The following is a 23,865-nucleotide window of genomic DNA, read 5'->3' as shown; positions in this document are numbered from 1 at the left end:
TCTCCTTGTTGAAATCAGCGCCAGACACCGCTGGCGCGCCAACGCGGTGGGCGTGGCGCCAAGGGGATGTCCGGCAGAAATGGGCTGGAATGAAGCGGTTGCGGTGCCATCGAATCAGCCAATTCCCGCAAGCGTTGGATGCGCTCTGTCGTCGCCGGATGCGTGCGCAACCAGGAGGGTTCCGGGTTGCCCCATCCGGGCAGCAACCAGGCGCGACTCTCCCGCTCGATCTTGGCGAGCGCCAAAGCCAATCCCTGTGGGTCGCCGGTCAATTCGGCGGTGAGCCGGTCGGCGTCGAATTCGTGCACCCGCGACAAACCCAGCAGCGCGAGCTGCGGCGAAACGGCCAGCAACAGCAGCGCCGGCCACTGGATAGCGACTGTGCCCCACAGCAAGGCCGGCAGGCTGAAGAGGAGCATGATTTGCCCCAACAAGGCCAGAAGATGGGTGAGCCGGCTGATGGAATCGGCCAGGCCCATGACACGCAAATCCTCGTTCGCAATATGCGCGATTTCGTGGCCGAGCACGCCGGTCAACTCGCGGGGCTCGCCCGTGAACAAGGGCTGCTGGCAGCGGCCACAGTTGGGATGTTCCGATAGCTTCGCAGTCGGTACGCGGTTGATGGACTGGCATGCGGGCAGACGAGGTGAAGATCATTCTTCATGGTTCGCCTCCTTGGACCACAGTGAGGCTGCCGCGCTTCGGGTCACAGACAATGCCGACCAATCAACGCCTTGGAGCCAATCGTTCCCGTCTTTGCTTACTCCGGCCTCTTCCAAATGAGCAGCGATGAACGCTTCGGCCTGCATGAGCCACCTTTGGACAGTATCTTCCTTACTAGGAATCAGCAGGATCTCAGAGACGCTGCTGGCATCCAGCCCGTCCACACGGATAAGCAGAAAAATGCGCCGCCACAAACGCGGCATGTCCTTCAGCAGGTCGAATGCGAAAGCGAACTCGCTCGACCGATCAACTAGCTCCTCCTGTTCCGCGATCGTTGCGGCATCGGGATGCTGACTGTCAGCGATGATATCGGCAAGCCTGAGTGTGTCATCGGGCTGATAAAATTCGAAGACTTCCTCTTCCACCATGGCCTCGGCGACGTCCTGGGCATCCGGTTCGACCGGCGCGTCCAGAGAAACGAATTCGCCAAATTGCCGGCTGTTTGCCACTTCGTGATCCAGGACGGCGAACAGATGTTTCAGAAGACCGAAGTAAGCCGCTTTTTCTTCCGGCACGGATTGCCATTCCACCTCAGCTTGGACAATCGCTTCATCCACCACGTCGCGCAGCGTCGGATAATCGCGCGGTAAATCGCCGACGGCCCGCAGATAAGCCAGCTCACGCCTTGCGACAGCCTCAAGTTTCGACAGTAGAGGCATTCGGGTCACGTTGGCCTCATGGGCGGCTGACGCGGGTTTTGCGGCAATTCGCACCTTGAGCTCGCGCAAGCGCTTGCGTCGTGCTTTGCGCTTGATTTGGTCCTGAGCATGCAGCCGGTCAAAATGCTTCTTGGCCTGACGGAACAACGACTGTGCGAGCATCTGCGCGAGGGGCGTCAGCTCGTCATGTGATGCAGTAACGCTGACAATCTTTCTGCCGGGCAGGTGCATATAGCCACTGGCCAGAAATTGCCGCTTGGTCTTGTCGCGATCAAGGACGATTCGAAGTCGCACTGAATCTTTAGTGTGTTTGTCGAGCAATGGCTTGAGGTCGCGCTCGACCGCATTTCCCAAAGCTCTCTGCCATGGTTCATGAAACTCTTTGTCGACAGCTCGATAGCTATATTGCATCTGCATGTATGACTCCTTTGATGTCATTTCTATGGAGGTATGAATCGAGGATGCTCATATCCATAGATATAGATTTTGGTTTGGCACGCTCTTACCCCAGGCGCGTTTTGCGAAGACTCCAACTAAAGAACAAAAGCGTGACGCCATAGACTGCCGCATGGAAACCCAACAGCCAGCCTGCGGCCACGAATGACTCGACCGGACGGGTAAAAAATATCCACAAGACGATAGCGCCAAGTATAATCGAGAGCAGTCCACTGAGGGCAAGCCAGATTTCACCCTTGATTTCCCGACGCAGCCGAACGGCGGCGGATATCTCCAGCACACCGGTGAAAATCGCCCAGAAGCCCACGCTAGCCCATAAAAAAGAAGCCAAGACTATCGTGGCGACCCAAGGAGCAACCAGGACGACGACGCCCGTAAGTATGCCGACAATGCCGCTGAACAGCAGCCAGCCCCAGCGCTCTTTTTTCTGGATATGGCGCACCGCTGCAAACAAGTTGAACGCGCCATTGACCAAGGAAAATGCGCCGAACATGATGGTCATGGCCAACAGAGCCGATTGTGGTATCCAGAACGCGAGGGCTGCAAAAATCAATGCCAAGACGCCGCGCAACGCAAAAATCCACCAATTTTCGGTCAATGAACACAGTGTTTTGGTGGGCTCATCCGCACTGGAATCGGTGATAGTGTCTATATTCATGCTATATCTCCCAAAGATCTAATGGGGTGAAAAAGCAAACATTCCTGAGCCAAGAGAGGGGCGCGACGCGCCCCTCTTACGCCCTATCCAGCGGTTTCAGAACAACTTGGACAGCTTTGCCTTGATTTCATCGAGCCAGCCTTTTCCGCCGCCTCCCCCAGCCGTCTTTTGCTTGACTTTCTTGAGTTCAGCATACAGGGGCTCAAAGTCCTTCTTCTTTCCATAGCCCAGCAGTTCTGCCATTTCCAACTGCTGCCGGGCTTCGTTCAATAATGTCTCCAGGCGCTCATTGGACGCTTCGCTGCGCTGACCATCTTCTACCAAGGTCTCGGCGCGCTGCAGGAGCAGCTTCGCACGCAGGACGGGCAGCGGAAGCACGCTGCGCTCCTCGACCAGCGTGCTGAGCGCTGCCTGCAGCGCGGCTTTGGCTTCTTCAATCTTGCCCTGATCGATCAGCGGCACGACTGACTTCACGACTGCGGGATAGGACGCCAGAGGGATGTTGGTGACCGTGATCACGATTTCACTGGCCAGCAAAGCCAGCACGTGACGTGCCTGTTGCACCTCGCCATGTTTGAGGGCATCCAGCGCCTCGTCGGTCATCGCCTCAATGATTTCCGTGTTGGCGAACAAGTCGTGCACGATGGTGCGCACATCAACGGGGGCCAGGGCAAGCGTGGGTTCGCGCGCAACGATCAGCTCCAGCTTTCCCGTCACTTCGGCCAGCGATGCTAATGCGCGTGCAGTGTCCTTGCCGTCAAGTGCGGCCAGCGCTGATTTGGTCAGCGACAAGGCCGAGACGGCCTCATCGAGGACTTGTTTACGTTTGTCTGCCGCCTGCGAGTCCGTTTCCTTCTGAACCTCAGGCTGTACCTCCGTGACGACTTCAGGCTTGGCCTCTGGACTGACAGGAAGGCTGCTTACCGCAGCCTGTTCGTTTATTCCTTCGTTCGTCGCATTGGGATTCGGTGTTTGCTCATTCATGGTGATATACCTCGTATGTGATAGTGAAAATAGGCGAATCTATTGGGGCTGAATGCGAACATCGCGAGACTGACCGACAGAGCAGTCAGCCCCTTCATCACCTCAAAGAAGATGACCGCGTGCCCCGCTGTGGGGATAGTGACCGCCAGCGGCACGAGGGTGGCTGCCCATGTCAGCCCGTTGGGGTCGGACACGACAGCCCCCATCGCTCAAGATTCGCCGCCCGCTGACTTCTTCTTGCGCGCAGGCTTGCTCGCGTCGCTCGGCGGCGCCTCAGCCACGTTCGCGGCATCGGGCTTCTCAGGCTCGGCCGGCTTCGCGGGTGGCTCCTGGCGCTCGAAGACCACCCGTTCGGCCTTGTCATCCCAGCGGGCGCTGGCGTGATCGCCCTTGCCGATACCGCCACCCAGCATCTCGCGCGCCAGTGCCGTCTCCAGCTCGCTGCGGATCAGGCGCTTGAGTTCACGCGCGCCGAACTCGGGCTTGTAGCCTTCCTCCGCGAAGTGGTCGATCAAGGTCTGATCGAAGGTCAGCGTCACGCCCTGGCTGGCGGCGTTGCGGGCCACACGATCGAGCTGCAGGCCGACGATATGGCGGATCTCCTCCTTGCCCAGCGCATGGAAGACGATGATCTCGTCGATGCGGTTGATGAACTCGGGGCGGAAGTGTCCGCGCAGCACGTCCATCACCTCGGACTTGGTCTTCTCGTATTCCTCGCCGGCGGCGCTACGGGCCTTCAGCCGACGCTGGATGATGTCCGAGCCCAAGTTCGAGGTGGCGATGATGATGGTATTGGTGAAATCCACCACCCGGCCCTTGCCGTCGGTGAGCCGCCCGTCGTCGAACACCTGCAGCAGGATGTTGTAGACGTCGGGGTGAGCCTTCTCGATCTCGTCCAGCAGCAACACGCTGTAGGGCTTGCGACGCACCTTCTCGGTGAGCTGGCCGCCCTCGTCATAGCCCACATAACCCGGAGGCGCGCCCACCAGGCGTGCCACGGTATGGCGTTCCCCGTACTCGGACATGTCGATGCGCAGCAGCGCACCTTCATCGCCATAGATGGACTCGGCCAGCGCCTTGGCGAGCTCGGTCTTGCCCACGCCGGTCGGCCCGAGGAACAGGAACGTCGCCACTGGCTTGCTGCCCTCGCGCAGCCCCGCGCGCGACAACCGCACGGCATCGGCTACCGCGCGCACCGCTTCGTCCTGGCCCACCAGGCGCTCGTGCAGCCGCTGTTCCAGATGCAACAGCTTCTCGCGTTCTTCCACCGTCAGCTCGTTGACCGGAATGCCGGTCAGGCGCGAGACGATCTGCGCGACATGCTCGGCCTTGACTTCGGCGCTGCCCGAGGCGCGCTCGCGCTCCCAATCTTCGATGAGCTTCTTGAGTTCGGCCTCTTTTGCCTCGATGCGCTTGCCCAGCTCGGCGGCCTTGTCGTACTGCTTGCGCGAGGCCATGTAGTCCTGCTCACGCCGCAACTGGTGCAGTTCGGACTCCAGCTCTTGTACGGCCACTGGGCGAGCCGTGGCCGACAGCTTCACGCGTGCGGCCGCCTGGTCAAGCAGGTCGATGGCCTTGTCAGGCAAAAAGCGCGCGGTGATGTAGCGGTCCGACAACTCGGCGGCGGCGATGATCGCATCCTCGGTGATGCTGACCTTGTGGTGCGCCTCGAAGGTGTCGCGCAGGCCGCGCAGGATCATCATGGTCTGCGCTACCGTCGGCTCGGGCACCATCACCGGCTGGAAACGACGCTCCAGCGCGGCGTCCTTCTCGATGTACTTCTGATACTCGTTGAGCGTGGTGGCGCCGATCAGGTTCAGCTCGCCGCGCGCCATCATCGGCTTGAACACGTTGGCCACGTCCAGCCCGCCTTCGCCGCCACCCTGGCCGGCACCGACGATGGTGTGCACTTCATCGATGAAGAGAATCATCTCGCCCTGGTGCTCGGTCACTTCCTTGAGCACCTTCTGCACGCGCTCCTCGAACTCGCCGCGGTACTTGGCGCCTGCCACCATGGCGTTGATGTTGAGTTCGACCAGGCGCTTGTCGCGCAGCGTCTCGGGCACTTCGCCGGCGACCATGCGCTGCGCCAGCCCCTCGACGATGGCGGTCTTGCCCACGCCCGGCTCGCCGATCAGCACCGGGTTGTTCTTCTTGCGCCGGGCCAGCACCTCGATGGTGGTCTCGATCTCCTGCGCACGGCCGATGACTGGATCGAGTTTGCCCTCGCGCGCCATCTTGGTGAGGTCGCGCGAGTATTTATCCAGCTCGGGCGTGTTGGTCGGCGTCTCGGCGCGGCCATCCTCGGCCCCTTTGCCGACCACCTTGCTTACCTGCTGGCGCAGCGCTTGCGGCGTGAGACCGTAACGGCGTAGCAGGTTGGCCGCCAAACCTTCGCCTTCCTCGGCGAGCCCGATCAGGAAATGCTCCGGCCCGACATAAGAGTGGCCGAGTTCATTGGAGGCCACGAAAGCACGGCTGAGCGCGTCCTTGACCCGGGGCGACACGCCGATCTCGCCCTCGAACGGCTTCTCGCCGCGCTTGGCTTCGGATTCGATCTGTTGCTTGAGGTCATCGACCTTGATCTTGAACTGCCCCAGGATGGTCTTCACCACATCGCTGTCGGATAGCGCCAGCAGCAGGTGTTCGGTATCCACCTCGGCGCGGCCAAATTCGGCAGCGTGTCGGGCGGCCTCCTGCAATAGGGCCTCGGACTGTTCGCTGATACGGCTGGCGAGCCCACTGCCGCGACGGCGCGGCGCACCCGAACCTGCGGCGGCGGGCTCGCCGAACGAGGCATCGACCACGTCATCGGTATCGGCGGCCATCGGCGTCGCGTCGTCGCCGATGCGGAAGAAGTCACTGCCGAGGAAGTCCTCGAACAGGCCGCTGCGCGAGCCGAACAAGGCTTCCAGCGGCGAGACGGTGCGCTTTTGCTGGCGCACCAGTTGACGGTAATGGTCGTCACACAACAGCATGGTGCTGTGACGACCGTTGAGATTGGCTTCCACCCGCACGGTGGCGGGTTGGCTGCAGACCTGGCATTGTTTTCTGTCCATACTGATGCTCCTGTAAAGATTGATCTGACGAGGCACCGACGATCACGGTGCCTCATCTCTTTTTGTTTTTTGAGAAAAACGCGCTGCCCCGCGTCAGCCGTTGATCGGGATCGAGCGTGAAAATCACCTGTAGGTGCGCTTTCATTTCGCCCTCTCCAATCGCGTCGCTTTGCGGTTCCGGCCAAGGAAATCCTTGCAAGACTTTGTAAGACATTGCGCTTACCAGGAAAAAATATCAAGAGTCAATGTACAGCGACTTTGTTGCACAAAGATTTGAAATGCAAAGCGCCCCTAATTGAGCCAAATTTAAGGCGTAACTTGGGTAAGTGGTCGACCTAATTCCGTAAATCTGTTGAGGACTGCTACACGTGCATGAATTTCATTCACCTGACTAGGAAAGCTTCTTGCCATTAATTTATCGCCTAATAATTTGATGCAATGCATCTTGGTTTCCACCAAACGGCACTGTTGCAAATAGAGATTTGAGTCGATGAAGTTCCTTTTTAAAAGTGCTTAGAGACCGAAAACCCTGTTGATTAGACACACTTCACCTTGAGGCTGACCATAATAAAATGACCATGCTTGTCCTTTACGTAGTGCACGCATGACTTCAATACCTTTAATTGTGGCATAAGCCGTCTTCATAGATTTGAATCCTAATGTGGCCCTGATGATCCGCTTTAACTTACCATGATCACATTCAATGACATTATTTTTATACTTAATCTGCCTGTGCTCAATATCTACTGGACATTTTCCTTCTCGCTTTAACCGTGATAAAGCATGGCCATAGGTCGCTGCTTTATCTGTATTGATGACCCGTGGAATTTGCCATTTTTTCACCGTATTGAAGATCTTTCCTAAAAAACAATAGGCTGATTTACTGTTCCGTCTAGCGGAAAGGTAAAAGTCAATCGTATGACCCCGTTGATCAACTGCACGATACAGGTAAGTCCATCGCCCCTTCACTTTGATATAAGTCTCATCCATATGCCATGAATGTAAATCTGTAGGATTACGCCAATACCAGCGTAAGCGTTTTTCCATTTCTGGAGCATAACGCTGAACCCAACGATAAATTGTGGTGTGGTCAACATTCACACCTCGTTCAGCGAGCATTTCTTGAAGTTCACGATAGCTGATGCCATATTTACAATACCAACGAACAGCCCAAAGAATGATTTCACCTTGAAAGTGCCGACCATGGAAGGGATTCATCTGCTGTATCTCGAAATAAATAAGATATTTAGCTTATCATGTCAGCCTATTTGCAACAGTGCCGGTTGAAGATGGAAACTTTGGAGATACTGAACCAGTCGGTGAAGGTGTCTCTGAATTACGTTTCTTCTTTGGACCTGGCTACAGGATCTATTACTGTAAGCAAGGGCAAAGGGTCGTTATTCTTTTAGCAGGCGGAGACAAGTCTACGCAAAGTAAAGATATAAAACTTGCCCTACAACTAGCACAAGATTTAGAGGAGGAGCTGTAAATGGCTATCAAACTTCGTAAATGGGACAGTGCTGAACATCTTAAAACAGAAGAAGATATGCAAGCTTACCTACAAGCCTGTATAGATGAATCTAATGGTGATGCGGCATTCATTGCAAAAGCTTTAGGTAATATTGCTAAAGCTAAAGGAATGGCTCAATTATCAAGAGACACAGGTTTAGGCCGAGAAAGTCTTTATAAAGCACTTTCTGGCGATGTAAATCCAAGCTTTGATACTGTTATTAAAGTGGTAAAAGCGCTGAATTTACGCTTAGCAATTTAAAAAAAACTAGTAAAAAAGGGAGCTTAAAGCTCCCTTTTTTAACTTCATATAACGTGTATTATGTTAATTTTAGGAAATCTTAGTCTTTAGCTAACATAATCTTCAGTTGATATTACTTGAGCATATGCAAATTCAAAAGCGGCCATTAATGTTGCATGGACATGACCAGCAGGTACTTTAACGCCATTAAATTCCAAGTCTAGTGTTGCACAAGCATCATGTATCACTTTTACCTTATAACCAAAATCAGAAGCAGCACGAACAGCAGCATCAACACACATATGCGTCATAGCACCAATCACGACTAACTCAGTCACTTGATTGCTATCTAAAATTTCTTTGAGATTCGTGTTTAAGAACGCATTGATGTGATTTTTAATGATCACAGATTCATCTTCTTGCGGCTTAACTGTGTCCTGAAATTCAATACCATTTGAGCTAGGTTCAAATATAGGAGATTCAGCATCAGCAATATGTTGGACATGAATCACTTGAGTACCCTGTTGACGGGCTTTCGCAATTACTTTCACTGCATTAGCAGCAGCTTGTTCAATATTTACCAATGGTAATTTACCTGTAGGTAGATATTCATTTTGTAAGTCGATAACTAATAAAGCTGATTTTGACATACCTATTCCTTTACTTAACTAATATTTGTTTTGTTCTACTTATGTTTTAAAGAAGTGGAATGCTTCCACTTCTTTAAGTCACTTTAGAAAGAAAGCGTTTCACCATCAATAGGAATTAAAACCTTATCTTGAATCCCTTTGTCTTTTACGTACTCTGCAAGCTCAGCACGTGTTACTGACATGTGGTTAATTGCATCCATGTGAACAGCAACCACTTTAGCATTTGGTGCTTTCTGAGTTGCACGATAAGTATCTTCTTTGCCCATAATAATGGATTCTTTAAAGCCATCAACCAAGGCGTTACCTGTATTTAAGACAATCACATCAGGTTTAAATGTTTGAATCGCTTGATCAACTTCAGAACGCCAGATGGTATCTCCTGCCACATAAACAGTTTCATGGCCAGCAGCTTCAAATACCACACCCATTGCTTCACCTAATCCAGCTTTAAGCTTAGGAATACGGTACATGGCATCAGTACCGTGTTGACCACCAGTTTTAGTGAGCTTAATCCCTTCAAAGGTCGCTTGAGTTAATACACGAACATCTTTGAAGCCTTGTGACTGAATGATTTTCTGGTCTTCTTTATTCTGTACAAACAACGGCATGTTTTTCGGAATAGTCGCTTGTGCTGCATCATCCCAATGATCTAGATGGGTATGGGTCACGATTACCGCATCTACACCTTCTAAAATCGTTTCGGGCTTGATAGGCAAATCGACTAATGGGTTCCGTAAATAGCTACGATGAGTATCAGGAAAACCTTCATAGAATCCTTTTTTAGCAAACATTGGGTCAATTAAAAAAGTCGTATCAGCATAGGTTACTTTAATCGTTGCATTGCGAATTTCTTGTATATGCGTAACTTTAGAAGTATCTCGCTGAACCACCTTATCATTCGCATATAAATGGACTGAAGCCATTGCCAGAGAGAGTGCAATAACAGAGCTACTTAAAATTTTATTCATGTTCCAGATCCAATCATTTAGTCATACTCGAATCATGATAGGAAAAATTAAGCAATAAAATTGTCTTTAAGGACAATCATCGAAACTATTGGGACAACATGCTATATTTATTATTTTAGAGAGGTAGACCGAATGGCTATACCAGTGATTGGATTGTTCGTTTATCCCAATATAAATCCATTTCACTTCTCTATCCCCCATATCATTTTCAATATCAGGATTGAAGATAAACGCTTATTTGATCTGAAAATTTTTTCTATAGATGGCCAACCCGTAAAAACAGAACAGTCTATGATGATTATCCCTGATGGGGGGATCGAACTCATTAAAGAGTCGGATCTTATTATTATTCCTGGATGGGATGATTTTAATCATGAGCCTGAAGAAGTACTTATCAATGCCCTAAATTGTGCATATCAGACTGGAATTAGAATTGTAGGGTTATGCTATGGAACTTATGCATTGGCATATGCAGGGCTGCTTGACCATAAAAAAGCAGCTACGCACTGGATGGCTGAACAAGATTTTAGTGAACGATTTCCACAGGTTCAGCTTGATAATGACGCCCTGTATGTAGAGGACCAAAGGATCGTAACCTCTGCTGGAACAGGCGCAGCGTTAGACTGCTGCTTGTACTTGGTACGTGAAATCTATAATGCACGAATTGCGAATAAAGTCTCTAGAGTAATGGTGATCCCGCCTCACCGTGAAGGTGGGCAAGCTCAGTTTATTGAACAGCCAGTCGCAGAATCGAGCCAAGATGCACAAATTAATGTATTACTTGATTTTTTAAGAAAGAATTTAGCTTTACAACATAATATTGAAAGCCTCGCTGAACGGACACATATGACACGCAGGACGTTCACACGGCATTTTAAGAAAGCGACAGGCATGACCCTAGTCGATTGGCTGAATACTGAAAGAATCAGATTAAGTTGTGAACTTTTAGAAACGACAAACTTGTCTATCGAAAAGATAACCGAGCTTTCAGGTTTTAATAATACCGTGTCATTTAGAAAAAATTTTCGTGAAAAATATGGCACCAGCCCTCAGGCATGGAGAAAAGCTTTTGGGATCATTAATGAAAATAATCCATCCATTTAACATAATGGGCGTTATACGAAACGCATATAAAAATAGTTTTATATTTCAAAAAGTTATGTTATAAAAAATCGGGGACGCAAACCCGAAAAGCCGACTTGGAAACAAGTCGGCTTTTTTATGAGCAATTTTGATAGTTCTTGCCAATAAATTTGACTAAAAATTACGCTTCTCAACTTGAGTGATACAATTTTGTGATACATTATTGTATATACAAATTTGAATGTTTTTTATGGAACAGTATTTCGAATGGGATGAGGCAAAGAATCGAAAGAATCAGAAAAAACACGATGTCTCTTTCGAAACGGCAAGCCTTGTTTTTGATGATCCACTGAGGATCTCAATTCAGGATAGACATACCGATGGTGAAGAACGTTGGCAGACCATTGGGAAAGTAAAAGGCGTACTAATGCTCCTAGTAGCTCACACCATCTTTGATGAAGATGACTGTGAAATCATACGAATCATTAGTGCAAGACAAGTAACTAAGGCGGAGCGAGATAGATATGAGCATGGTTAGATACTCACGCAAAGAACTGAATGAAAAATTCAGCGACAAGCAAGATGCTGAAATTCAACGCTTGCTTGCTAAGGGAACGGTTCCTGACGATCAGCTAGATCTCTCAGATATGCCTGAAATTACCGACTGGAGCAATGCTGTACGCCATAATCAATTCTATCGCCCAGTGAAGCAACAGACTTCCATTCGTTTAGATGCTGATGTACTTGCATGGTTTAAAGCTCAAGGCAAAGGCTATCAAACACGAATGAATGAAATTTTACGGGATGCTATGCTCAAAGAATTAAAAAATCATCAGTAAAAATGGGAGCTTAAGCTCCCATTTTTGACTTCGCATAAGGTGTATTATGTTAATTTTAGAATAATTATAAAGTGTCTACAAAATCGGTAGCTATTCATTTATAAGATTAAAATTACGTTGTTTACACAAAATTTAAGAAATTTTATATCCAATTCAACTAATATTAAATCTGTATTTAATCAAAGGTATTTTTAAAATGTTCCTAGATTGGCCAGAACATACAGCACATGTCAAAAAATCATTTGGATCTTTAGGAAAAACTCATCCTAAAATGCTTCAAGCTTATTTAGCACTTAATGATGCTGCTGCTGCCGAGGCATTAGATATCAAAACACGTGAATTAATATCTATAGCAGTGGCAATCACTACGCGTTGTGAAAGCTGTATTTCAGTGCATGCAGAAGCAGCAATGAAAGCTGGTGCAACAGAAAGCGAAATAGCTGGTGCTTTAGCTACAGCAATTCATTTGAATGCAGGAGCTGCATATACATTTGCTTTACGAGCTTTAGAGGCATGTGAAGCACAGAAATAATATCTTTATTAGGTATTGAAAAAGATAATTTGACTAGAAAAAGTGCTACATAATTATTTGAAAAAATTTAATGTGCAGTCTCAAAAATGGGAGTTCAACAAAACTCGGCAGAGTAAAACTTGAAGTGCGACATAAACCACCTAATTAATTTAAAGGGTTTATGGAGTATATAAAATTGTCATACCATCATCTTAACTTTGAAGATCGTACTGCATTAATGCTTGAGTCAAGAAAAGAAGGCTTTTCAGCCAGAAAATTTGCTGAACTTATTAAAAGACATCCTAGTACGATCTATCGTGAGCTTAAAAGAAATAGCATCAATGACGTTTATCAAGCTCGATATGCTTCTGATAACACTTTTGCTAGACGTAGACGTGGTCACAGAAAACTCAAAATCGATTCAATCCTCTGGAAATTTATTGTTGAAGCGATCCGTTGTTTATGGTCTCCTCAGCAAATAGCAAAGCGTTTAAAGACATTTCCTGATTTGGATCAAACAATGAATGTAAGCCATACAACGATTTATTCAACGATACGCGCATTACCCAAGGGTGAGTTGAAAAAAGACTTATTATCCTGTCTGCGTCATGAAAATAAAAAGCGAAAAGCTAACGGTGAACCTAAAAAAGATTCTATATTACAGGATATTAAAACTATTCATGAGCGCCCAGCCGAAGTTCAAGAAAGAAAAATACCGGGTCATTGGGAAGCTGATTTAATTAAAGGTAAAGACAATAAAAGTTCGATAGCAACACTTATTGAACGAAATACACGGCTCTGTATCTTGGCAACATTACCTGATGCAAAGGCAGAATCAGTGCGCAAGGCTTTAACTGAAGCTCTGAAATATTTACCTGCAGAACTGCGTAAAACGTTGACCTATGACCGTGGACGCGAGATGGCAGAACATAAAATACTTGAAGAAGATTTAGGCATAGATGTATATTTCTGTGACCCACATTCACCCTGGCAAAAAGGCACATGCGAAAATATGAATGGTTTAATTAGGCAATATTTACCTAAAGGGATTGATTTAAATCAGGCAGATCAGCATTATTTAAATCAAGTTGCCATGTCACTGAATACTCGTCCTAGAAAAGCGTTAGATTGGCTTACACCATTAGAGAAATTTGCTCAGCTTGTTGATTATCATAAGACTTTTCAAACTGTCGCACCTCATGTTTGAATTCGCCCTCCCATTTTTTATTATTGAGTCAGTTCTTAGTCGATGTAATGAGAATTTAATATAATAGCAATTACATTAAATTTCTTTAATTATCAAAAAGATAATATCATTTTTAAAATTTCGTATAACGTGTATTATGTTAATTTTAGGAAATCTTACAAATAAATATCGTTTCCATTCAATAGTACTTGATCTAATGAATAAATAATATTCCCATGTATATCATTAGCTCTAGCTGTATTTTCAAAGATATTAGCTATATTTTCCTTGAACTCTACTAGCGTCTTAACATTGTTTAATAATGCAAACCGAACAGCTCCCAAACTCCTAGAGGTTCCATAAATCATAATCTGACTATATAACGCCAGAACTGGCTTTGAAAAATCAACTATCCTAAATCCAGAATGAGCTGAGTTATTTCGAAAAATTCGAATCTTATCAACATCTTCAATTAGTTTTTTCTTCCAAAAATCATATCTAGGATGATCAGATATACTGGCTAGAAAGGGTTCAGATATTTCTAACCTTTTTTTATTATTAGGAAATCCCATTAAAAAACATATGTTTGAAGAAATATTATCAGACTCTCCCTCTTTTAATAATGCTTCTAACGTAAACCAATTAAACAATATCTTTAACTGACTATTATTTTCATGTCTACCATGCCTAGCCCAATGTAAAGCTCTTAAATATCTTTGACTTAGCTCACAATCTAAACCAAGAATATAGTTAATATCATCCATCCTCTGAATATTTCCATGGGACATAACAAAAGATGTTGATGGATTAAATCCCCACCTTTTAACAGGATGTAGCTCACCTGAAGCTAAATTTTTAGCAAATCCGATCTCTGAAACATCAACATTAGAAATATGAAATTTACTGGCGCTCAAATCCAGAATTGTAGAGAACCGATCAGCAGCTATGCTTAGAGCCTCTAGCACTGTTTCAGAGGAAACAATCGTACAAATCCTTGCCGCATAAGTGTATTTATCAAACTGCAATCTATGATCATCAGCAGATTCTTTTAATGCAGAAAGTTCTTTATCTGAATCAACTGAAGCAGGTCTCAATTCTACATCACCATAAATGATGGTATTCGGCAAAGTAAAACTATTAGACTCTAAAACCCTAACTATAAGAAAATTAAACATTTTTATACTTCGCTAATGAATCTCTTAACCTTTCTATAACTATACTTCTAATTAACTTATCCATTTGAGAAGTAAGTTGAAGTCTTTGTTTCATTGCATATTTATGAACCATTACTGAGAGTTCATAGTTCTTTATATTCCACGTAACTTGCAAAATACTTTCCATATATTCTCTTTTTAAGTTATGTTTTAATAACAAAAACTTAGCACTATTTATAATTTGAGAAATATTATTTACTGAATAGTAGTATTGCAGTCTATACCACTCCAACTCAAAATCATCTTTTCTTTTTGAAAACAACAATTTATCATAATAAATCACTCTTTTATGATCAAAAATAGCTATGGCTAACTTATAACCCAATCGAATAGAAATTATATTTCCACTATGAGTTTTTTCTAACTGGTCTAAATAAAATCTTGCTTCCAGAAAACGTTCTTTAGATATGAAAAACGTAATTAATTTTGTTAAGTTTTTTGCATAACTTCTACTATTTAAGTCAGTAATTAAGTATTTTTGAAAAATATTTTCTAGACAGGGTTCCAAAGTAAATCCTTAAAAATAATTTCTGCTATATATGTATTACATGAAAAGTAAGAGTTTTTATAATTCAATCGGTTACTTGCCTATATTTTAGGCAATAAAAAACCCGCATAGGCGGGTTTTTTAAGATATCGTATGTCTACGGGGGGAGGCAAGCCAACAAAGTCCCATAGCTAGTGCATTCAATATAAGGTTTATAGGCATATATGTCAAATCAGAAAATAATAAACGCTGTAACTATTGTTATTTCGCCTGCAAGAATTTCAACTTATGAAAATGCTACTGGTGGAAAGAAACCTGACAATTTAGAAGCCTTAAATTTATATGCTTGGAATGCAGATATTTCGGGTGCCTTACTTATTCCTTTGCATGTCTGTGAAGTTGCTATTCGGAATGCTGTATCCAGAGCAATTGAAAATATTTATGGGGATAGATGGCCCTGGTCTTCAGGTTTTGAACGAAGCTTACCTAATCCTACTCGCGGTTTTAGCCCTAAAAAAGATCTCATAAATGCTCGATTAAATCAGCGAACAACAGGAAAAGTTATTCCCGAGTTGAAATTCGCATTTTGGCAAAGTATTTTCACAAGCAGACATGATCAGCGTTTTTGGAATCCCTATTTAACTGATCTGTTTCCCAATATGGATAACTCAAAGAATATCCAAGACCGAAGAAAATTAATTTACGATGATTTAGAGCAAATTCGACGTCTACGTAATCGTATCGCTCATCATGAGCCAATATTTACTCGAAACTTATCAGACGATTATCAAAAAATTTTAGCTCTTGTCTCATATCGTTGTGATGTAACAGCTACATGGCTTGATACACACCAAAGAGTAACTGAAATTCTTGCTAAAAAGCCATAATGGAATTTTTTAAATATCTTGTAGAAAAAGTGAAGTATTTGAATTACGGATTTGAACAAGGCACACATGAAAGAAATTGAAAAATATGTTGGGCTATATTTGCTTGTTTATCTTGCAATTTTAGCTATTTGTGGCTTTTTCCAATATATGGCGGTATGTCAAGGGAAGTCTTTAGAATGTTCCTTTAGTATGAATGGAATAAATACTATCATTACTACAACTGCATATGTTCTAACACCAATAGTAGCAATTATTGGTTTTCTAAACTGGAAAAGCCAACATAACACAAAAATGTACTCTGATTATGCTAATGAAGTTCTTAAAATTTATGAGCAAGTATTTGATTTATTAATTAATATTAATAAAATTCACCAATATGCTGAGAGTAAAATTTTAAGCCTGAATCAACACCATCAATTAACAATAGATAAAAAAAATAAGATAATTGAGGAACATATAGAAACAATGAAAAGTAAGTTCTATGCTGAGCTTAGAGAAATTGATGCCATGATAGATAAGCTTATTCAAAAATCAGTTTTTTTAGCATACTTAGTGCCTGAATCTATTCTCGTTACAGATAGAAATACTGACTTAAAAAAGGAACTTAATATAATAAAAGAATGCTTAAATGATTTAACTCAGGAACGCCAAATATCTCATGCAGAAGGCTTCCACCTCGTTAAAGAAGCTTGTAATCAGATTTCCAGTATTGCTGAAAGAAATATAGAACCATGCCTTATTGAAATAAAAAAATATATCGAAGTCTAAATTGTAGAGATTCCTCCAAGTACACCTCTATGGAATATTTTTATTTAACATAAATCTCATCTACGAAATCAAGATTCAAGACATAAAAAAGCCCGACATCCTGTCGGGCTTTTTCGTATTTGATGCGTTAGGTATAACTCCTGTCGTACCTGCATTCTCCGTTGCTGTCTTTTCTTATTCTTATCTGGAGCATCCTGCTCTCTATGTCCCCATGATAGGAAATTGATGAAGAATGGCATAGACGCAAAGCACCTGAATGGATGTGCGCCAAAACGTACAAGTCTGGCCACTTTTTATCCCAAGAGTTGTCCGCAGAAATTGGGGATTGTTTAAGCCGTGGATGGCTTGATAAATCACAACAATGCGTTACATTGATTAATTTCTGATCGATTTTATTGGCAAGAAGTATCAAACCTGCTCATAAAAAAGCCGACTTGTTTCTAAGTCGGCTTTTTACTGTTTTTGAGGTCAGTAAAAATTTTATAATTATATGAAAAACAATAATATTTTAAAGTGCGTTTCGTATAAGCTCTATTATGTTAAATAAACTATATTTAAAGTTATAACTAGCTCAAAAATGGTTTATTTTTCATCATAAATAAATTTAGTATGAGCTTTCCCATTTGCATCTAGATTTAAAATAAATTTTTTCCAATCACCACCTGTATGGCTTTTCATAATTTTATGCAAGCTTTCAATTAGACTTGGAACTTTTGATTCAGGATCTTCTAAAAAAGCGAATTTTTCTTCTCCTTCAATCAAATAGGAAAAGTTAGCCTCCATTGAGACGGAGTTATCTAATGAAGATTCAAAATAATCAAAAATTGCTTTTAACTCATCATAATGACCATTAACCGAGTCATGCATAATTTGTAATAGGTTTGTCAAAATATCTGTATGGTCATTAATAGGATTCACAATAGTTACCTTAACAGCCATTATGTTAATTGATTCAGTATATAACTTATTTCCAAAAAATAAGATTTTGTAAAAGGCTTCTTTTTTCTAGACATTTGTTAGGTTTATTTTCAGTCATTGTTTTATCTTTAATATCGAAAATACTATTTATAAAAGAGAAGCTGAATCCGCTTTCAGCTATTAAATTTTTAACTAAACTATCTTTCTGAATATGAAAAATTATTTCTTCTTGAGGTAATAGTATTTCTACTATTTTTTGATCATCTGCTCTTCCAAGCATATGGTTATGTGAAGAACTATATTGAAGAAATTTTACTGTGCAGATTTCCTTTATTACTTGTTCTAATGTTACATTTTCCTCAAATTCTAATTGTATTTCTAAAGGGCCTAATTGATCATCTTGGGAACAACAAGCTTCTCTTATAATATGGACTATCATGATCTAAGAATCCTTTAATTTTCCTAAAATTAACATAATACACCTTACACGAAGTCAAAAATGGGAGCTTATAGCTCCCATTTTTAGTCTTTAATGCGTTTCTTCGCTTCGTCATAAACTATGCTGTCAGATCGTTTCCCAACAGTGATGAGCAAGATGACTACTTGATCATCTTTGACTTGATAAACTAATCTGACTCCAGCCTTTAATAATTTAATTTTATAGCAGCCTGAAAGATCACCTCTGAGCATATTCTTGGGAATATGTGGCTGCTCTATGACCTTAGCGAGTTTCTTCTTAAATTGATCTCTGATAGCACTGGGAAGTTTTTCTCATTCAGCTGTGAAGTCCTTATGACGTAAAAGCTTATAAGTCATCTAAAGTAATTTCCTCGAACATTTCTTTAGGGTCATTAATTCGCTTGCGTACAGTCGCTAATAATTCAGCATCTTCTTCTGAGAGTAAGGCTTTTTGAACAGGTAGTTTTCCTGTAGTCGCAATATACTCAAGGATGTTGGTGAAAAACTCAGTCGGTGCAATACCTTGTTCTTTTAGGACAGAAAAGGATTTCTCTTTTAGGGCTGCGTCGACCCTGAAGTTAACAGTAGCCATTACTTTTCCCATTTGTTGAATGCATGGATATATTGTAATGCAATTTGCATTACATGAATAGTTCGTATAACCGCCATTATGTTAAATGGCATTAAAATTAAAACAGAGATACTCTTATTTTTTAATTTTAATGTGAATTTAAAATGAGTGAAGATATTGAGCTTCTACTAAGCTTTTCAAAAATGTTTGATAGAATTAGTAATGCTGAGGTAATACAACAAGATAAAGAAAAAATTCTTACGGATTTTTTGAAAGCATACTATTCCGATATGTATGAAATCGAAAAATTACATTTAGGCGATGAATTTGATAAAGCAGACAAGAAATCTTGTATTAATTTCAAAAGAAAAATTTTTGAAAAATATTGGCATAATCATGAATCTTATTATGAGCCTTGTTCTTGTGGAAATAGTGCATCTTTTGACTGGGGGAAAGTTTCTGATATAAGTTTTTTTGAAAAGGGTGATGATTTTCAACAGCTTTACTTAATATCAGTTACTTATTGTGATGATTATAAAGATAAAAGAATTTATATGGTTGAATACAAAGATGGAAAACTAGGAATTCAACACCAGTTTTTCGAAGTTATTCAAACTTAAGATTTTCTAAAATTAACATAATACACCTTATACGAAAGGCCCTATTCACGGGCCTTTTGATCATCTGCTTAACATAAAATCTCTTATACGCAGCCTATGATGTGTGCTGAAAAAACAGGAGGTTTTAACTTGGTAAAGTTCCAGCCTTTGCTTTGGTATTCCAATTTGAAAGAGTTTGCATTGAAATGCTAAGTTGTCTGGCTGTTTCCGAGACATTGCCTTGATTGGCTTCAATTAATTTTATGGCTTCAGCTTTAAATTCTGTGGTGTAAGTCTTGTGTTTCTTGCTCATGGTAAACTCCTGATGAGTGTGTTTAGTTTACCAAGTTAAAACCTCCTGTTTTTTCAGCACACATCATAATTGGACTAGCTGTTGCTGTCGGAGGGTATGCTGGTGGAGAAATAGGAAAAGCTATCGGTGAAAATTCAGGAACATATATAGCTTATCAAGTAAATGAGTATTATGAATAATAGTCAAAATTTTTTTTATCACTTTGGTCATATATCAACCATACTGTTACTACTAATTTATTTCATATTAGTGTTTATTGAACGTTCTTATCTTAAAAGAAATTTGTCTAAGATATGTGAACTAGCTTTCGATAATAATAATTATTTTACTAAAATTGATTTAGGAAATTATTTGGTTCTCAGTTTCTTACCAATTGTTATACAAATTGGATTTTTAAGAGAAAAAATTATTTTGAAACGAAAAGTCGTATTTCCTAATCCCCCTATTCTCTTTTCATCTATTAATGATAAAAAGATGAACACATTTTTTAAAAAATATAAAACTTGGCTATATATATCTAATATTAAATGGATTTCAGGTATTTTATGGCTAATTATTGGTGGGTTGATGCTTCTATATTCAAAATAATTAACATAATACACCTTGTGCGAAACTAAAAATGAGAGCCTTAAGCTCCCATCTTTTAATTAATTTTTAGATAAGGCCAGGGTGAGCATCTAAAATTCGAATCAATGTAGCCGCTGGTCCAGTTGGATAACGTCGTCCTTGTTCCCAATTTTGCAGGGTACGTGGGCTAATATGTAGACGTGCAGCAAATTCATTTTGGCTCAAGCCAGTTTTTTCTCGTACTTCTTTAATATCAGGTAATTCGAGTTCTGTAACTCGGCTTGCTTTAACTTCTTTACGTTTGATAGCTCCAGCTTCTTTGATTGAAGCAACCAAGTCATCAAATAAGTTGTTATCCATGAAATTGCTCCTTCACGAGTTGGCGCAGAATGGTTGTTTCTCTATCCGTTAAATTATCTTTAACAGATTTTGGATAAGCAATTAAGAAAAAGATTTGATTATCCTCATTTACCCAATAGTAAATTACTCTAATGCCGCCACTTTTACCTTTGTTACCTTGAGCACAACGTACTTTTCGAATGCCACCGCCATTCTTGATTAAGTCACCTTTATCTGGCTGAACCAATAGATCTTCTTGAAGTTGGCGATATTCCTCATCAGATACAAGGTCTTTAATTTGCTTGGTAAAGATGCTGGTTTCAATAAATAACATAGACTCAATGTGCGTCAATGGCGTATATCGATTTTAGCAGTTTCGATATCAAAAAACGAGAGCTATCGACTCTCGTTTCGTATAACAACCATTATGTTAATTTTAGAAAAACTTCAAATGAGCTTACTGCTCAAGCAAGACTCCTGTCTAGCTTCACAATCCAAGTGTCTGACTTACGATTATTGTTTTAGATCCTCAAACATCCTGTTCTATGGAATCATCAAATGATGACTTTAATTTGACGTTTATGCTGATACATTTTTTCATCTGCTTCAATTACTGCCATTCGTAAATTTTTACTTGGTTCACGTGCCGCAACACCAAGAGCAGCATTAATTCCAGCATTTTGTAAGGACTTTAAAAGCCGATTCACCAATTTCTGAGTATTTTCTAAAGTCGTTTCAATATTTAGAATGCCAAACTCATCTCCTCCTAAACGTGCGACTAAATCATTGGAGCGTACATTTTTCTTTAAGATTTGGGCCGTTTTTTGGATCATCTGGTCTCCAACCGAATGACCAAATTTATCGTTTATAGCTTTTAAGTCATTTAAATCTATCATAATCACTGTGGTTGGATGTCCGTACGTTTTACATCGATCTTCCTCTAAATCCAAAAATGTATCCCAAGCACGACGATTAAAAACACCCGTTAAATGATCGGTTAATGAATCCATTTCAAGCTTTTCACTAACTCTTTTTTGTTCATTAATTTTAAGTTCATTTTGTAAAATTCGACTAAGTAATAAACTTAATAGCTCTAATAGATCACTATGTTGTTCTATGCTTTGAGGCTGTACTGATGGATCAATAGCACATAATGTGCCGAAAATAGAACCATCCTCATTGAATAAAGGTTGCCCAATATAGGCGTTTATATCGACCAGTTTGTTGATACCTGCTTCTACATACAGTGGAATCTTTTTCGAATCAGGTGCTATGCGTGGCCCTTTATCTAATACCATCTTAGAGCAGTATGAGTCAGCCCAATTGAAGACCTGTCCTGCCTGTACTCCATATCCATGATCTTTAGCTTGCAAAACTATCCAATCATTACTTTCAGTACGAGTGATCATCCATAAAGCAAAGCCTAAGTGATTATGTAAATACTCTAAAATTTTTTCACCAGCATCTTTAAAATCTTTAAAGTTTTCATAAGAAGGGATCATAATTACTCACTATTTTGATTAGGATTGAACCTAGAAGTGGCAAAATGCTATTTAATAGGACCAATAGAAACTTTAATTCTCATTGTATATACACTTACAAGCTTAATCTAAAAAATAGAGAATAAAAAAGCCCGACATCCTGTCGGGCTTTTTTATTAACTATCTAAATCAAATTTCCACATTAAAGAAAACTTGGTAAACCTTTAGCAGGATCTGTTTCACGTGCCGCTTGAGCATCTGCTACAGTCATACCTAAGGCATTAGCAACGCCTTGCCCATAAGCTGGATCGCAAGCATAACAGTTGCGGATATGACGGTATTTGATGAAATCTAGCGCATCACCCATCGCTGCGGCCGTGTTATTAAACAATGCTTGTTTCTGCTCATCATTCATCAAATTGAACAGGGCACGGGGCTGGCTGAAGTAGTCATTGTCATCTTCGCGGAAGTCCCAGAAATCAGCATCACCGGTAATCTTTAATGCTGGTTCTTTAAACTGAGGTTGTTCCTGCCACTGGTTAAAACTGTTCGGTTCATAATGTGGCAATGAACCATAGTTGCCATCCATGCGGCCCTGACCATCACGACGATTAGAGTTTACAGGGCAGCGTGCAGCATTGACCGGAACCTGTGAATGATTTACACCAACACGGTAACGCGCTGCGTCGGCATAGTTCACTAAACGTGCCTGTAACATACGGTCCGGTGAGTAGCTGATGCCCGGTACAAGATTACTAGGTGCAAAGGCTGCCTGTTCTACATCCTGGAAATAGTTTTCCGGATTGCGGTTCAGCTCAAATTCACCGACTTCAATCAGTGGATAATCTCCCTTCGGCCAGACTTTGGTCAGGTCAAATGGATGATAAGGCACTGTTTCGGCTTCCAGTTCTAGCATGACTTGAACGTACATTTTCCATTTTGGATAGTCGCCACGTTCGATGGCATCAAACAGGTCGGTCTGGCTGCTTTCACGGTCTTTGGCAATCAAGTCTGCTGCTTCAGCATCGGTCAGGTTCTGGATGCCTTGCTGGGTACGCATATGGAATTTCACCCAGAAGCGTTCATTTTGGGCATTGATAAAACTGAAGGTATGGCTGCCAAAACCATGCATATGACGGTAGCCAGCAGGAATACCGCGATCCGACATGACAATGGTCACCTGATGCAAGGCTTCAGGCAATAATGTCCAGAAATCCCAGTTATTGGTGGCACTGCGCTTGTTGGTTTTCGGGTCACGTTTGACTGCTTTATTCAGGTCAGGGAACTTGCGGGCATCCCGTAGGAAAAATACCGGAGTATTGTTGCCAACTAGATCCCAGTTGCCTTCTTCAGTATAGAATTTCAGGGCAAAACCGCGAATATCACGTTCTGCATCGGCCGCACCACGTTCACCCGCCACCGTTGAGAAACGCGCAAACATTTCGGTTTTTTTGCCGACTTCAGAGAAAATTTTAGCGCGGCTATATTGGGTAATATCATTGGTCACGGTAAAGGTACCGAAAGCACCTGAACCTTTGGCATGCATACGACGCTCTGGAATCACTTCACGGACAAAGTTGGCCAGTTTTTCATTCAGCCATAAATCCTGGGCAAGTAAAGGTCCACGCGCACCTGCCGTCATACTGTTCTGATTGTCGACCACAGGGGCACCAGCTTCAGTAGTCAGGTGGGTAACAGGACATTTTTTAGGGTCTTGACTCATACTATTAACTCCC

General features: G+C 42.7%; 27 protein-coding genes and 5 pseudogenes. 11 read left to right on the top strand and 21 right to left on the bottom strand.

Features of this window, described 5'->3' with window-relative positions; all coding sequences use genetic code 11:
• Positions 1-14: 14 nt before the first annotated feature.
• From AC4CU2_RS17740 to AC4CU2_RS17705, 8 genes and pseudogenes are all read right to left on the bottom strand, one after another.
• Positions 15-664, bottom strand: a pseudogene (locus AC4CU2_RS17740) (M48 family metalloprotease).
• The gene (locus tag AC4CU2_RS17735; RefSeq protein WP_004637117.1) at positions 654-1,799 is read right to left on the bottom strand and encodes a hypothetical protein; all 1,146 of its coding nucleotides are present in this window, start codon (positions 1,797-1,799) and stop codon (positions 654-656) included. Before AC4CU2_RS17735 ends, AC4CU2_RS17740 begins: the two are co-directional and overlap by 11 nt.
• 85 nt (positions 1,800-1,884) lie before the next feature.
• Complete coding sequence (gene hdeD-GI, locus AC4CU2_RS17730; protein ID WP_004637118.1) at positions 1,885-2,496, bottom strand: heat resistance membrane protein HdeD-GI; 612 nt, start codon at positions 2,494-2,496, stop codon at positions 1,885-1,887.
• Between the two features lie 96 nt (positions 2,497-2,592).
• Positions 2,593-3,480 (bottom strand): heat resistance protein YfdX2, encoded by an 888-nt coding sequence (yfdX2, locus tag AC4CU2_RS17725; RefSeq protein WP_004637119.1) that lies wholly within the window; start codon positions 3,478-3,480, stop codon positions 2,593-2,595.
• Between the two features lie 209 nt (positions 3,481-3,689).
• Entirely contained in the window at positions 3,690-6,539 is a 2,850-nt protein-coding gene (gene clpK / locus AC4CU2_RS17720) for a heat shock survival AAA family ATPase ClpK (RefSeq protein WP_151982546.1), read from the bottom strand.
• A 52-nt stretch (positions 6,540-6,591) separates the two neighbouring features.
• Entirely contained in the window at positions 6,592-6,753 is a 162-nt protein-coding gene (locus AC4CU2_RS17715; RefSeq protein ID WP_004642278.1) for a hypothetical protein, read from the bottom strand.
• Between the two features lie 92 nt (positions 6,754-6,845).
• Positions 6,846-6,998: pseudogene (locus AC4CU2_RS17710) on the bottom strand (IS5/IS1182 family transposase); the annotation flags it as partial.
• Positions 6,999-7,052: 54 nt separating this feature from the next.
• Positions 7,053-7,757, bottom strand: coding sequence for an IS6-like element IS1008 family transposase (locus tag AC4CU2_RS17705; protein ID WP_004733335.1), 705 nt, complete (start codon positions 7,755-7,757; stop codon positions 7,053-7,055).
• Positions 7,758-7,821: 64 nt separating this feature from the next.
• On the opposite strand from AC4CU2_RS17705, the pseudogene AC4CU2_RS17700 reads away from it, so the two are divergent.
• Both AC4CU2_RS17700 and AC4CU2_RS17695 read left to right on the top strand, forming a co-directional pair.
• Positions 7,822-8,028: pseudogene (locus tag AC4CU2_RS17700) on the top strand (type II toxin-antitoxin system RelE/ParE family toxin); the annotation flags it as partial.
• A complete protein-coding gene (locus AC4CU2_RS17695; protein ID WP_000985610.1) occupies positions 8,029-8,310 on the top strand; it encodes an addiction module antidote protein in 282 nt (93 codons plus the stop codon). It begins immediately after the preceding pseudogene.
• An 86-nt stretch (positions 8,311-8,396) separates the two neighbouring features.
• Here AC4CU2_RS17695 and AC4CU2_RS17690 read toward each other — a convergent pair whose 3' ends face one another.
• Positions 8,397-8,939, bottom strand: coding sequence for a cysteine hydrolase family protein (locus AC4CU2_RS17690; RefSeq protein WP_004637127.1), 543 nt, complete (start codon positions 8,937-8,939; stop codon positions 8,397-8,399).
• Between the two features lie 83 nt (positions 8,940-9,022).
• Positions 9,023-9,907 carry an MBL fold metallo-hydrolase gene (locus AC4CU2_RS17685; protein WP_004733158.1) on the bottom strand — a complete coding sequence of 295 codons (885 nt, stop codon included), beginning with the start codon at positions 9,905-9,907 and terminating at the stop codon, positions 9,023-9,025.
• 132 nt (positions 9,908-10,039) lie between these two features.
• Here AC4CU2_RS17685 and AC4CU2_RS17680 point away from each other — a divergent pair, with 132 nt between their 5' ends.
• The 5 genes from AC4CU2_RS17680 (at position 10,040) to AC4CU2_RS17660 (ending at position 13,547) form a co-directional block, all read left to right on the top strand.
• Positions 10,040-11,011, top strand: coding sequence for a GlxA family transcriptional regulator (locus tag AC4CU2_RS17680; RefSeq protein WP_004637133.1), 972 nt, complete (start codon positions 10,040-10,042; stop codon positions 11,009-11,011).
• 229 nt (positions 11,012-11,240) lie between these two features.
• On the top strand, positions 11,241-11,528 hold the full coding sequence (locus AC4CU2_RS17675) for a BrnT family toxin (protein ID WP_004884492.1): 288 nt from the start codon (positions 11,241-11,243) through the stop codon (positions 11,526-11,528).
• Positions 11,515-11,829: a BrnA antitoxin family protein gene (locus tag AC4CU2_RS17670; protein ID WP_005098515.1), complete on the top strand. Its 315-nt coding sequence runs from the start codon at positions 11,515-11,517 to the stop codon at positions 11,827-11,829. The genes AC4CU2_RS17675 and AC4CU2_RS17670 overlap by 14 nt, the downstream gene beginning before the upstream one ends.
• A gap of 196 nt (positions 11,830-12,025) precedes the next feature.
• On the top strand, positions 12,026-12,361 hold the full coding sequence (locus AC4CU2_RS17665) for a carboxymuconolactone decarboxylase family protein (protein ID WP_151725197.1): 336 nt from the start codon (positions 12,026-12,028) through the stop codon (positions 12,359-12,361).
• 160 nt (positions 12,362-12,521) lie between these two features.
• Positions 12,522-13,547, top strand: coding sequence for an IS30-like element ISAba125 family transposase (locus tag AC4CU2_RS17660; RefSeq protein WP_010326927.1), 1,026 nt, complete (start codon positions 12,522-12,524; stop codon positions 13,545-13,547).
• Between the two features lie 155 nt (positions 13,548-13,702).
• Here AC4CU2_RS17660 and AC4CU2_RS17655 read toward each other — a convergent pair whose 3' ends face one another.
• Both AC4CU2_RS17655 and AC4CU2_RS17650 read right to left on the bottom strand, forming a co-directional pair.
• Positions 13,703-14,701 (bottom strand): hypothetical protein, encoded by a 999-nt coding sequence (locus AC4CU2_RS17655; protein ID WP_490769272.1) that lies wholly within the window; start codon positions 14,699-14,701, stop codon positions 13,703-13,705.
• A complete protein-coding gene (locus AC4CU2_RS17650) occupies positions 14,694-15,248 on the bottom strand; it encodes a hypothetical protein (protein ID WP_490769271.1) in 555 nt (184 codons plus the stop codon). Before AC4CU2_RS17650 ends, AC4CU2_RS17655 begins: the two co-directional genes overlap by 8 nt.
• 203 nt (positions 15,249-15,451) lie before the next feature.
• Between AC4CU2_RS17650 and AC4CU2_RS17645 the strand changes: the two genes are divergently transcribed.
• Both AC4CU2_RS17645 and AC4CU2_RS17640 read left to right on the top strand, forming a co-directional pair.
• A complete protein-coding gene (locus AC4CU2_RS17645) occupies positions 15,452-16,114 on the top strand; it encodes a hypothetical protein (protein ID WP_490769270.1) in 663 nt (220 codons plus the stop codon).
• Between the two features lie 66 nt (positions 16,115-16,180).
• Positions 16,181-16,882, top strand: a complete 702-nt coding sequence (locus AC4CU2_RS17640; RefSeq protein WP_490769269.1) for a hypothetical protein — start codon at positions 16,181-16,183, stop codon at positions 16,880-16,882.
• 582 nt (positions 16,883-17,464) lie between these two features.
• Here the strand turns inward: AC4CU2_RS17640 and AC4CU2_RS17635 are convergent.
• The 4 genes and pseudogenes from AC4CU2_RS17635 to AC4CU2_RS17620 form a co-directional block, all read right to left on the bottom strand.
• Positions 17,465-17,800 carry a hypothetical protein gene (locus AC4CU2_RS17635; RefSeq protein ID WP_129717937.1) on the bottom strand — a complete coding sequence of 112 codons (336 nt, stop codon included), beginning with the start codon at positions 17,798-17,800 and terminating at the stop codon, positions 17,465-17,467.
• Between the two features lie 46 nt (positions 17,801-17,846).
• Positions 17,847-18,239, bottom strand: coding sequence for a hypothetical protein (locus tag AC4CU2_RS17630; protein WP_213687791.1), 393 nt, complete (start codon positions 18,237-18,239; stop codon positions 17,847-17,849).
• A gap of 83 nt (positions 18,240-18,322) precedes the next feature.
• A pseudogene (locus AC4CU2_RS17625) lies at positions 18,323-18,616 on the bottom strand (type II toxin-antitoxin system RelE family toxin).
• Positions 18,606-18,851: a type II toxin-antitoxin system RelB/DinJ family antitoxin gene (locus AC4CU2_RS17620; RefSeq protein ID WP_155861421.1), complete on the bottom strand. Its 246-nt coding sequence runs from the start codon at positions 18,849-18,851 to the stop codon at positions 18,606-18,608. Before AC4CU2_RS17620 ends, AC4CU2_RS17625 begins: the two are co-directional and overlap by 11 nt.
• 143 nt (positions 18,852-18,994) lie before the next feature.
• Between AC4CU2_RS17620 and AC4CU2_RS17615 the strand changes: the two genes are divergently transcribed.
• Positions 18,995-19,450 (top strand): hypothetical protein, encoded by a 456-nt coding sequence (locus AC4CU2_RS17615; RefSeq protein ID WP_490769268.1) that lies wholly within the window; start codon positions 18,995-18,997, stop codon positions 19,448-19,450.
• Between the two features lie 133 nt (positions 19,451-19,583).
• Here AC4CU2_RS17615 and AC4CU2_RS17610 read toward each other — a convergent pair.
• Positions 19,584-19,742 (bottom strand): annotated as a pseudogene (locus tag AC4CU2_RS17610) (transposase); the annotation flags it as partial.
• Between the two features lie 171 nt (positions 19,743-19,913).
• On the opposite strand from AC4CU2_RS17610, the gene AC4CU2_RS17605 reads away from it, so the two are divergent.
• Entirely contained in the window at positions 19,914-20,330 is a 417-nt protein-coding gene (locus AC4CU2_RS17605) for a hypothetical protein (protein ID WP_490769267.1), read from the top strand.
• Between the two features lie 66 nt (positions 20,331-20,396).
• Here AC4CU2_RS17605 and nadS read toward each other — a convergent pair whose 3' ends face one another.
• From nadS to AC4CU2_RS17585, 4 genes are all read right to left on the bottom strand, one after another.
• Complete coding sequence (gene nadS, locus AC4CU2_RS17600; protein WP_004942828.1) at positions 20,397-20,669, bottom strand: NadS family protein; 273 nt, start codon at positions 20,667-20,669, stop codon at positions 20,397-20,399.
• Positions 20,662-20,982, bottom strand: coding sequence for a type II toxin-antitoxin system RelE/ParE family toxin (locus AC4CU2_RS17595; protein ID WP_490769266.1), 321 nt, complete (start codon positions 20,980-20,982; stop codon positions 20,662-20,664). The genes nadS and AC4CU2_RS17595 overlap by 8 nt, the downstream gene beginning before the upstream one ends.
• 220 nt (positions 20,983-21,202) lie before the next feature.
• Positions 21,203-22,150: a sensor domain-containing diguanylate cyclase gene (locus AC4CU2_RS17590; protein ID WP_490769265.1), complete on the bottom strand. Its 948-nt coding sequence runs from the start codon at positions 22,148-22,150 to the stop codon at positions 21,203-21,205.
• Positions 22,151-22,331: 181 nt separating this feature from the next.
• The gene (locus AC4CU2_RS17585) at positions 22,332-23,852 is read right to left on the bottom strand and encodes a catalase (RefSeq protein ID WP_490769264.1); all 1,521 of its coding nucleotides are present in this window, start codon (positions 23,850-23,852) and stop codon (positions 22,332-22,334) included.
• Between the last annotated feature and the right edge of the window lie 13 nt (positions 23,853-23,865).

This window comes from Acinetobacter sp. 797_lipA, assembly GCF_058243025.1.
This window is presented reverse-complemented; position numbering and strand designations above follow the sequence as displayed.

Bases quoted from the DNA above. Each gene is read 5' to 3' on its own strand.
- AC4CU2_RS17645 (WP_490769270.1), top strand. From the start codon at position 15,452: ATGTCAAATCAGAAAATAATAAACGCTGTAACTATTGTTATTTCGCCT.
- AC4CU2_RS17735 (WP_004637117.1), bottom strand. From the start codon at position 1,799: ATGCAGATGCAATATAGCTATCGAGCTGTCGACAAAGAGTTTCATGAA.
- AC4CU2_RS17595 (WP_490769266.1), bottom strand. From the start codon at position 20,982: ATGTTATTTATTGAAACCAGCATCTTTACCAAGCAAATTAAAGACCTT.
- AC4CU2_RS17715 (WP_004642278.1), bottom strand. From the start codon at position 6,753: ATGTCTTACAAAGTCTTGCAAGGATTTCCTTGGCCGGAACCGCAAAGC.
- AC4CU2_RS17705 (WP_004733335.1), bottom strand. From the start codon at position 7,757: ATGAATCCCTTCCATGGTCGGCACTTTCAAGGTGAAATCATTCTTTGG.
- AC4CU2_RS17670 (WP_005098515.1), top strand. From the start codon at position 11,515: ATGAGCATGGTTAGATACTCACGCAAAGAACTGAATGAAAAATTCAGC.
- AC4CU2_RS17660 (WP_010326927.1), top strand. From the start codon at position 12,522: ATGGAGTATATAAAATTGTCATACCATCATCTTAACTTTGAAGATCGT.
- AC4CU2_RS17675 (WP_004884492.1), top strand. From the start codon at position 11,241: ATGGAACAGTATTTCGAATGGGATGAGGCAAAGAATCGAAAGAATCAG.
- AC4CU2_RS17695 (WP_000985610.1), top strand. From the start codon at position 8,029: ATGGCTATCAAACTTCGTAAATGGGACAGTGCTGAACATCTTAAAACA.
- AC4CU2_RS17655 (WP_490769272.1), bottom strand. From the start codon at position 14,701: ATGTTTAATTTTCTTATAGTTAGGGTTTTAGAGTCTAATAGTTTTACT.
- AC4CU2_RS17685 (WP_004733158.1), bottom strand. From the start codon at position 9,907: ATGAATAAAATTTTAAGTAGCTCTGTTATTGCACTCTCTCTGGCAATG.
- AC4CU2_RS17585 (WP_490769264.1), bottom strand. From the start codon at position 23,852: ATGAGTCAAGACCCTAAAAAATGTCCTGTTACCCACCTGACTACTGAA.
- nadS (WP_004942828.1), bottom strand. From the start codon at position 20,669: ATGGATAACAACTTATTTGATGACTTGGTTGCTTCAATCAAAGAAGCT.
- AC4CU2_RS17605 (WP_490769267.1), top strand. From the start codon at position 19,914: ATGAATAATAGTCAAAATTTTTTTTATCACTTTGGTCATATATCAACC.
- AC4CU2_RS17630 (WP_213687791.1), bottom strand. From the start codon at position 18,239: ATGATAGTCCATATTATAAGAGAAGCTTGTTGTTCCCAAGATGATCAA.
- yfdX2 (WP_004637119.1), bottom strand. From the start codon at position 3,480: ATGAATGAGCAAACACCGAATCCCAATGCGACGAACGAAGGAATAAAC.
- clpK (WP_151982546.1), bottom strand. From the start codon at position 6,539: ATGGACAGAAAACAATGCCAGGTCTGCAGCCAACCCGCCACCGTGCGG.
- AC4CU2_RS17665 (WP_151725197.1), top strand. From the start codon at position 12,026: ATGTTCCTAGATTGGCCAGAACATACAGCACATGTCAAAAAATCATTT.
- AC4CU2_RS17615 (WP_490769268.1), top strand. From the start codon at position 18,995: ATGAGTGAAGATATTGAGCTTCTACTAAGCTTTTCAAAAATGTTTGAT.
- AC4CU2_RS17620 (WP_155861421.1), bottom strand. From the start codon at position 18,851: ATGGCTACTGTTAACTTCAGGGTCGACGCAGCCCTAAAAGAGAAATCC.
- hdeD-GI (WP_004637118.1), bottom strand. From the start codon at position 2,496: ATGAATATAGACACTATCACCGATTCCAGTGCGGATGAGCCCACCAAA.
- AC4CU2_RS17590 (WP_490769265.1), bottom strand. From the start codon at position 22,150: ATGATCCCTTCTTATGAAAACTTTAAAGATTTTAAAGATGCTGGTGAA.
- AC4CU2_RS17690 (WP_004637127.1), bottom strand. From the start codon at position 8,939: ATGTCAAAATCAGCTTTATTAGTTATCGACTTACAAAATGAATATCTA.
- AC4CU2_RS17680 (WP_004637133.1), top strand. From the start codon at position 10,040: ATGGCTATACCAGTGATTGGATTGTTCGTTTATCCCAATATAAATCCA.
- AC4CU2_RS17640 (WP_490769269.1), top strand. From the start codon at position 16,181: ATGAAAGAAATTGAAAAATATGTTGGGCTATATTTGCTTGTTTATCTT.